Below are 4,089 nucleotides of genomic sequence, written 5' to 3'. Positions count from 1 at the left end.
ATCCTGAGGAGACCGCTGGAAGCGGTCGTCTCGAAGGACGAGGCGCGCGCTCAGGCCCCCGCCAAGCAATCAAATGCGATCGCCCCGCCCTCCGGGGGACGGGAGGAGAGCCGCGCTAAACCCATCCGCTATATTTGCGCCTGATCTCGTCGCTCCAATTCCACTCCCGCATCACGACCTCCTCGCACAGGCCGATGTCGCGGCGCAGCCAGGGCGACGCCGGATATTTGCCGGCCCATCTGTCACCCTTCACGGATGTCAGGCGTTGCCACAGGGCCTTGAGGGCGCACAGCGATCGGTGAATTCGCATCGGTTGATGTCCAGGGGAAGCTTTCGTCGGGCAGCACGCGGCCGTTCGAACCGGAGCCAACCGGTTCGTTCGCAAGGCCACATGCGGGTGAGGTGAAGAGGGTGGTGCTACGCCGCGACTTTCATCCGTCGCTCGATCTCGCGGTCGATCGTGGCGGCGAGCTCGCTGCTCACTTCCACCATCGGCAGGCGCACTTCGGGGCTGTCGATCAGGCCGCTGCGCCACAGCCAGTGCTTGGCCGGCGCGGGGCTCGGCTCGGTGWACAACAGGCGCGTCAGTTCGGCGACCTCCTGCCAGCGCGCCTGCGCCGCGTCATGGTTGCCGCGCTTCAGCTCGGCATACACGGCGGCGAAGGTTGCGGTCTCGACATGGGCCGAGAGCACGATGCCGCCGTCGGCACCGTCGACGAGCGCTTCGAGGTAGTTCGCGTCCTCGCCGGTGAGCACGCGAAATTTCTCGGGCCGGTCGCGCAGCAGCGCGATCGACTGCTCGCGGCTGGCGCCGCAATCCTTCAGGCCGACGATGTTGGGATGCTCGGCGAGCCGCAGCATGGTCTGGTTGGTGATGTTGACCGCGCAGCGATAGGGGATGTTGTAGAGCGCGAGCGGCCAGGCGGCGTGATCGGCGAGTGCTTCGAAATGCGCCAGGAGCCCGCGTTGCGACGGCCGCACGTAATAGGGGCTCGCGATCAAATATCCCTCGATCGGCCAGTCCGCGGTTTCATCGAGGCGCTCCTTCAGCCGCGAGGTGTCCGCGCCCGATAAGCCCAGGCAGATTGGGATGGTGCGGCCGCCGGCCGCCATCTCGTCGCGCACGATGGCGACGAGGCGTTCGAGCTCGGCGTCCCGCAGCGTCATGCCTTCGCCCGAGGTCGCCCCCAGGATGAAGCCGTCGACGGCCTGTCCGCTGTAATGCCGCGTCAGCCGCCGCAGCGACGTCTCGTCGAGCTTGCCGCCCTGAAACGGCGTCACCAGCGGCAGCCAGAGTCCGTGCAGATGCGTTCGCAGGTCGGTCATGTCCAGTTCTCCTTCTCGGGAAAAAACCTGAGACGGAGGCACATGAAAAAACCCCGTCCAGGTGGCGGGGTTTTCGGGATTTGCTGCAATGACGAAGCGTAGTTAGCGCGCGCAAAAATCCGAGGTCCCCGGGCGGGGACCTTTTTTCGAGACGATTGCGCACGACTTCGTGATCATTTGCAAATGATGCGGGCGATACGTGGAACTGTCAATACACGCGGAAGGCGAATACCGAATTGGACAGAAAAAAAGCCGGGCTCGAACGAGCCCGGCTTAAGGTATTGGCCACGTGAGGCCGACACAATCACCTTCCAAGAGGGATTACTGAACTCCCGCGCCACTGGAGGAGGGGGACAAATGCGCAACGCGAAGGCTCAGCGTGCAAACATTATGAGCTTGCCCAACGCCATGCAGCAACAGCCGAGGCCGCATGTCAGACATGCGGAAATCAGGACGGCCAGCGCTGCGCCTTGCTCACCACGAAGTCGCGGAACACCTGCACGCGCGCGACCGTCTTCAACTCCTCGGGATAGACGAAATACGTATCGAGCTGGATCGAATCCGATTCGCCGAACAGTTGCACGAGACGGCTCTGCTCTTCGATCAGATAGTCCGGCAGCGCGGCGATGCCGAGGCCCTGCTGACAGGCGCGCACCAGGCCGAGGATGTTGTTCACCCTGAAATAGGCCTCGCGCGGACCCGAGCCGTTGCGGCCGGCTTCGACCAGCCAGTTGCGGTTCTGAAGATGCGGCGCGAAGTTGCCGTCCGAGAGCGTGATGATGCGGTGGGAGTCGAGCTCCTCCAGCGTGCGCGGCGTGCCGAAGCGCTTGATGTAATCCGGCGAGCAATAGGCGTGGAAGCCCATCGCGAACAGCTTGCGCTGGATGAGATCCGGCTGCGTCGGCTTGCGGGTGCGGATCGCGACGTCCGCCTCGCGCATCGACAGGTCGAGCTCCTCGTCGGTGACGATCAGCGAGATCCGGATCTCCGGATAGAGCGCGGTGAATTCSCCGAGCCGCGGGATCAGCCAGTTGATGCCGACGCCGGGCGTGGTGGTGATCTTGAGATCGCCGCTCGGCCGCTCGCGGCTGTCGGTCAGTTTGGCGCGTGCCGCCTGGAGCTGCATGAACACGTCATGCGCGGTGCGGAACAGGAGGTCGCCCTGCTCGGTGAGGATCAGGCCGCGGGCGTGGCGGTGGAACAGCGAGACCGAGAGCTCCTGCTCCAGCGCCGAGACCTGGCGCGAGACCGCCGATTGCGACAGGCCGAGCTGCTCGCCCGCATGCGTGAAGCTGCCCGCTTCAGCCGCCGCGTGAAACACCTTCAGCTTGTCCCAGTCCATATCCGTAAATCCGTCGCGTGATCGAGGCATGATCTTTATTCCGCTGCAGCGCGCTCGCTGGCGCGCAGGGCCAAGAAACGTTCGGCCTCGAGCGCTGCCATGCAGCCGAGGCCTGCGGCCGTCACGGCCTGGCGATAAGTCTCGTCGGCGACGTCGCCGGCGGCGAACAGTCCGGGCACCGAGGTGGCGGTCGAGTTCGGGGCGACCTCGACATAGCCCGACGGTTTGAGCTTGACCTGGTCCTTCACGAGCTCGGTCGCCGGGGCGTGGCCGATGGCGATGAAGATGCCGTCGGCCTTCAGCTCGGTGAGCGCGCCGGTCCTGACGTTCTTGAGGCGGACATGGGTGACCTTGTTCGGGTTCTCGGTGCCGCAGATCTCGTCGACGGCTGAGTCCCAGACCACCTTGATCTTCGGGTGCTTGAACAGACGCTCCTGCAGGATGCGCTCGGCGCGGAAGTGGTCGCGACGATGCACGATGGTGACCTGCGAGGCATGGTTGGTGAGGAACAGCGCTTCCTCGACCGCGGTATTGCCGCCGCCGACCACGATCACTTCCTTGCCGCGGTAGAAGAAGCCGTCGCAGGTGGCGCAGGCCGAGACGCCGCCGCCCTGGAATTTCCCTTCGGACGGAAGCCCGAGCCAGCGCGCTTGCGCGCCCGTGGCGAGGATCACGGTTTCGGCGAGATAGACGTCGCCGCTGTCGCAGGTGAGGCGGAACGGACGTCGCCCGGTCTCCAGCTTGGTCACGAGGTCGGTGACGATCTTGGTGCCGACATGGACCGCCTGCTTCTCCATCTGCTCCATCAGCCAGGGGCCCTGGATCACGTCGGCGAAGCCCGGATAATTCTCGACGTCGGTGGTGATGGTGAGCTGGCCGCCCGGCTGGATGCCCTGGATCAGGATCGGCTCGAGCATCGCGCGCGCGGCGTAGATCGCCGCCGTGTAGCCCGCGGGGCCAGAGCCAACAATCACGACCTTTGCATGAACAGGAGCGGACATTTCGATGGACGCCTTTCACGGGGGATTTGCAGCGCGGGCGCGGAAGGAGCCAGGAGGCCTCGCGGAAGCGCTGAAATATCAGAGCTAATCTAAGCGTTCTGGTGAGCTATGCAAGAATTGCATTCCCTGTCGGCGGATTTTTCCAACAAGGAACAAAAGTCGATTGCGCTGCACGCGCAATAAAATTGCGCAATGGGTGCGGACTGGGCTATGAGGATTGCGACAGACCCACCCGATACCGCCGCAAAGGCCAGGAGTTCCAATCACGTGTCGCGGAACCTAGACGAGATCGACCTGAAAATTCTCACCGAGATTCAGGCCGACGGTCGAATCACGAATGTTGAGCTCGCCAAGCGGGTGGGCATTTCGCCACCGCCCTGCCTGCGCCGGGTCCGGGCGCTGGAGGAGGAGGGCTATATC

Annotated in this window: 5 protein-coding genes; 1 reads left to right on the top strand and 4 read right to left on the bottom strand. The window is 64.3% G+C overall.

The features are described 5' to 3' along the window. Nucleotides 1-115 precede the first annotated feature (115 nt). From AC1D00_RS30245 to trxB, 4 genes are all read right to left on the bottom strand, one after another. Nucleotides 116-310 (bottom strand): hypothetical protein, encoded by a 195-nt coding sequence (locus AC1D00_RS30245; RefSeq protein ID WP_477013187.1) that lies wholly within the window; start codon nucleotides 308-310, stop codon nucleotides 116-118. Nucleotides 311-417: 107 nt separating this feature from the next. Continuing rightward, nucleotides 418-1,326 carry a 4-hydroxy-tetrahydrodipicolinate synthase family protein gene (locus tag AC1D00_RS30240; protein ID WP_477013186.1) on the bottom strand — a complete coding sequence of 303 codons (909 nt, stop codon included), beginning with the start codon at nucleotides 1,324-1,326 and terminating at the stop codon, nucleotides 418-420. Between the two features lie 448 nt (nucleotides 1,327-1,774). Further along, nucleotides 1,775-2,698 carry a LysR family transcriptional regulator gene (locus tag AC1D00_RS30235; RefSeq protein WP_167771322.1) on the bottom strand — a complete coding sequence of 308 codons (924 nt, stop codon included), beginning with the start codon at nucleotides 2,696-2,698 and terminating at the stop codon, nucleotides 1,775-1,777. Between the two features lie 5 nt (nucleotides 2,699-2,703). Further along, a complete protein-coding gene (trxB, locus tag AC1D00_RS30230; protein ID WP_477013185.1) occupies nucleotides 2,704-3,669 on the bottom strand; it encodes a thioredoxin-disulfide reductase in 966 nt (321 codons plus the stop codon). Between the two features lie 267 nt (nucleotides 3,670-3,936). Here trxB and AC1D00_RS30225 point away from each other — a divergent pair. Continuing rightward, nucleotides 3,937-4,089: Lrp/AsnC family transcriptional regulator (locus AC1D00_RS30225; RefSeq protein WP_477013188.1), on the top strand; the 153-nt coding region annotated here is incomplete at its 3' end.

The organism is Bradyrhizobium sp. P2_E8, from assembly GCF_056403875.1.
Note: the sequence above shows the minus strand (reverse complement) of the source record. Positions and strands in the feature narration are given on the sequence as shown.